The 3,258-nt window shown below is 76.7% G+C and carries 3 protein-coding genes; 1 reads left to right on the top strand and 2 read right to left on the bottom strand.

Translation table 11 applies throughout. From position 1 onward, the window contains the following. Nucleotides 1-2,067 (top strand): cytochrome c oxidase assembly protein (locus tag F6X68_RS31750; protein WP_370519021.1); only part of this gene is annotated, 2,067 nt, incomplete at its 5' end. 33 nt (nt 2,068-2,100) lie between these two features. Here F6X68_RS31750 and F6X68_RS31745 read toward each other — a convergent pair. Both F6X68_RS31745 and F6X68_RS31740 read right to left on the bottom strand, forming a co-directional pair. Beyond that, nucleotides 2,101-2,853 carry an ABC transporter ATP-binding protein gene (locus tag F6X68_RS31745; RefSeq protein ID WP_225852551.1) on the bottom strand — a complete coding sequence of 251 codons (753 nt, stop codon included), beginning with the start codon at nt 2,851-2,853 and terminating at the stop codon, nt 2,101-2,103. Then, nucleotides 2,850-3,258 (bottom strand): oligopeptide/dipeptide ABC transporter ATP-binding protein (locus F6X68_RS31740; protein WP_151457696.1); only part of this gene is annotated, 409 nt, incomplete at its 5' end. The genes F6X68_RS31740 and F6X68_RS31745, both read right to left, overlap by 4 nt.

The raw sequence follows: 3,258 nt of genomic DNA, 5'->3' as shown, positions 1-3,258 counted from the left end.
GACGCCGGGCCGGTCGCGGGCCCGCCCGGCGCCGGCGTCCGTCCCGGCTCCCGGGGGCGGGGCGCGTGGCTCGTACCCGTCGCGGCCGTGGCGTCGGCGGTGGCCGTACTCCTACTCGGTCTGCGGGCCGGCGACGCGCTCGCGGTCGCGATCCCCGGGCTGCCGGATCCGGGGCCGGTCACGGCGTGGGCGCTGCCCGTGGTCCGGCTGCTCGCCGACGGCCTCGCCACCCTGACGGTCGGGATGCTGGTGACGGCCGCCTTCCTGCTGCCCGGCGACGGGCGGAGCGTCTCGGCGTACGGCTGGCTGCTGCTGCGCCGCGCGGGCACGGCGGCGGCGGGCTGGGCGGTGGCCGCGGTGACGCTGATCGTGCTGACGGTCTCGGACCTGCTAGGCGTCCCCGTGGACGGGCTCGGCGCCCCCACCGTGGTCAGCTTCGCCACCTCGATCTCGCAGGGGCAGGCGCTGCTGCTCCAGGCGGGGCTGGCGCTGGCGGTGGCCGTGCTGGCCCGGGCTGGCGTGTCGCGCGGGCTCGCCGCCGTGACGGCGTTGGTCGCGCTGGTCGGGGTGCTGCCGCCGGCGTTCACCGGGCACGCCGCCGGGGCGGGCAACCACCAGATCGCGGTGTCCAGCCTCGCCCTGCACGTGCTGGCCGCCGCCCTCTGGGTCGGCGGGCTGGTGGCGCTGCTGATGGTCCGCCGCAGCCGGCAGCTCGCGGACGCCGCCCACCGGTACGGCCGCCTCGCCCTGGGCTGCTTCGTGGCCGTCGCGGTGAGCGGATCGGCCAACGCGGCCGTACGCCTCGGCGACGTGGCCCAGCTCTGGCAGTCCCGGTACGGCTGGCTGGTCCTCGGCAAGCTCGTCGCCCTGGCGGTCCTGGGCACCCTGGGCGCCGTGCACCGGTCGCGGACCCTGCCGGCCCTGCGTACGGGTCGACGCGGCGCGTTCGCCCGGCTTGCCGCCGGCGAGGTGGTCGTGTTCGCCGCCACCGTCGGGCTGGCGGTGGCGTTGTCCCGCAGCCCCACCCCGGTGACGCAGGACCCGCTCGACGCCGATCCGATCACCGAGCTGCTCGGCTTCCCGATGCCCGCCGCGCCGACCCCGGAACGCCTGGTGGGCCAGCCGCTGCCGGACATGTTCTTCCTGACCCTCACCGTCCTCGGCATCGGCGGCTACCTGGCCGGGGTGTGGCGGCTGCACCGGGCCGGGCACCGCTGGCCGCTGGCCCGGACCGCGAGCTGGTCGGCCGGTCTGCTGCTGCTGGCCGCCGTCACCAACCTGGGCGTGGCCCGCTACGCGTACGTGCTGTTCAGCGCCCACATGGTGCAGCACATGGTGCTGTCGATGCTGGTGCCGATCCTGCTCGTCGGCGGCGCCCCGGTCACCCTCGCGCTGCGCGCCCTGCGTCGCCCCGCCGACCCGCAGGTCCGTGGTGCCCGGGAGTGGCTTCTGCTGGTGCTGCACAGCCGGCCCGCGAGGCTGCTCACCCATCCTCTGGTCGCACTGGGCATCTACGCCGGCAGCCTCTTCGGTCTCTACCTGAGCGACCTGCTCGGCACGCTGATGCGCTCCCACCTCGGCCACCTGGCCATGCTCACGCACTTCGTGGTCGCGGGGTACCTGCTGTTTTGGGTGCTCATCGGGGTCGACCCGGGCCGGCCGAGGCTCCCCCACCCCATCCTGGTGATCATCCACCTCGCGGCGATGATGGCGCACGGCTTCTTCGGCCTCGTGCTGATGCAGACCACCAGCGTCATCGCGCCGGACTGGTACGTCGCCGTCCACCCCGACTGGGCGTCGTCGCTGCTGGAGGACCAGCGGCTGGGCGCGGGCATCGCCTGGGCGTTCGGGGAGATCCCCGCCGCGATCGTGCTGGTCGTGCTGGTCCGCCAGTGGATCCGCGCCGACCGGCGGGAGCAGGCCCGCCTCGACCGGGCCGCCGCCCGAGCCGAGGCCACCGGCGAGCCGGACGACCTGGCCCACTACAACTCGTTCCTCGCCGCCGCCGGCCGCGCCGACGCCGCCGACTCCGGTGGTTCCGCCGCGACGTCGGCCCGTACCCCGTAGGCGTCGGCGCGCGGCCCGGAGGAGGCGGGCCGGTCAGGGCTGCGGCGGGGACGGCAGGTCGACCACCCGGGTGGCCCAGCGGGCCATCAGCGCCGGATCGTGGGTGATGAGCAGGACCCCGGCGGCGTGCTCCCGCTGGTAGTCGGTGATGACGGCCGCGAGGTGCGCCTGGGTGGAGGCGTCGAGCATGGCGGTGGCCTCGTCGCAGAGCAGGTAGTCCGGCCGGTGCACGAGCGCGCGGGCGAGGCAGGCGCGTTGCAGCTGCCCGTCGCTGACGGCGTGGGGGCGGCGGGCGAGCAGGTCGGGCGTGAGGCCGACGAGGTCGGCCAGCTCCGCCGCGCGGGCCCGCGCCTGCGCCTCGGGCGTGCCGGTGGCGCGCAGCGGTTCGGCGATGATGTCGGCGAGGCCCAGCCGGGGGTCGGTGGCCGCGCGGGGGCTCTGGAAGAGGATCGCGACGCGGGTACGGACGGCGGCGGGCAGCCGGTGCCGGGCCCCCACGATCCGGTGGCCGTCGAGGGTGACGTGCCCGGCCTCGGGGGCGTGCAGCAGGGCCAGCACCCGGGCGAGGGTGGACTTTCCGCTGCCCGAGGGCCCGCGCAGGCCGACCGTCTCGCCGGGGGCGACGCGCAGGTCGACGCCGTCGAGGACGCGCCGGCCACCGTAGGAGACGGCGACCTCGTGGGCGGCGAGCGCGGTGGTGGTCATGCCGGCGGTGCTGCTCATGGCCGGTGCTCCGGCGGTGCTGGGCACGCCGGCAGTGCTGGTCATGCCGGCAGTGCTGGTCATGCCGGCGCTCCGAGGGTCAGCGGGTGGTGACAGGCGATCCGGGCCGGGGCGCCCGCCGAGGGCGCGGGCGGGGTGCGGCAGACGTCGGTGGCGCGGTCGCAGCGCGGGGCGAAGGCGCAGCCGGGAGGCAGGTCGGTGAGCATCGGCGGGTGGCCGGGTACCGGCCGGAAGGCCCGCTCGGGCAGGGCGTCGAGCAGGCCGGCGGTGTAGGGGTGGGCGGGTGCCGCGAAGAGTTCGGCCGTCGGCCGCCGCTCCACGATCCGGCTGGCGTACATGACGGCGACCGTGTCGGCGACCCGGCGGGCGGCGGCCAGGTCGTGGGTGATGAGCAGGACGGCGCCGCCGGCGTCGCAGCGGCGGCGCAGCAGGTCGAGGGTGTGGTCGACCAGGGGCCGGTCGAGGCCC

It is taken from the genome of Micromonospora sp. AMSO12t, assembly GCF_008806585.1.
Lineage (GTDB): Bacteria > Actinomycetota > Actinomycetes > Mycobacteriales > Micromonosporaceae > Micromonospora > Micromonospora reichwaldensis.
Note: the sequence above shows the minus strand (reverse complement) of the source record. Positions and strands in the feature narration are given on the sequence as shown.

Bases quoted from the DNA above. Each gene is read 5' to 3' on its own strand.
- F6X68_RS31745 (WP_225852551.1), bottom strand. From the start codon at position 2,853: ATGACCAGCACTGCCGGCATGACCAGCACTGCCGGCGTGCCCAGCACC.